This window comes from Corynebacterium sp. HMSC067D03 (assembly GCF_001811185.1).
Classification (GTDB): Bacteria; Actinomycetota; Actinomycetes; order Mycobacteriales; family Mycobacteriaceae; genus Corynebacterium; species Corynebacterium coyleae.
In genome coordinates this window covers 207149-207526 of record NZ_KV803842.1, presented here as the reverse complement: position 1 = coordinate 207526, position 378 = coordinate 207149, and the positions used below count along the sequence as shown (strand labels likewise).

Annotated in this window: 1 pseudogene; it reads right to left on the bottom strand. The window is 58.2% G+C overall.

Features of this window, described 5'->3' with window-relative positions:
- Nucleotides 1–276: pseudogene (locus HMPREF2785_RS12400) on the bottom strand (IS256 family transposase); the annotation flags it as partial.
- Between the last annotated feature and the right edge of the window lie 102 nt (nucleotides 277–378).

The window sequence follows — 378 nt, the reverse complement described above, 5'->3', positions numbered from 1 at the left end:
GGTCGGGTCAGGCACGTCAACCAGCCAAAAGGTATCGAATTTGCGTTGCAGCGTACGTGTCGAGCAGCTCAAGTTGCCGGCGATCGCAGCAAGACTGGTCCCGGTGGTCAGGTGCTGGATGAACGCACGAAATAGGGCTGCGTTGGTGATATCGCTGCGCTGCTTGGTCAGTGAAGCACCGCAGATTTTGCACCGCCACCGGGTCGTCCCGTTGCTGGTGGTGCCGTTTCGTTTCATATCGCCGCCACAATGGCAGCGTGGTCGGTTCTTTGGCATGGGGCAACCGAACCACCGCCGCGTAGCACACCATGGCAGCCACACCGGGGATTTTCGCAAGGGAGGGCCGATATATGCTTTTGGAGCATATATTTTCCGCAA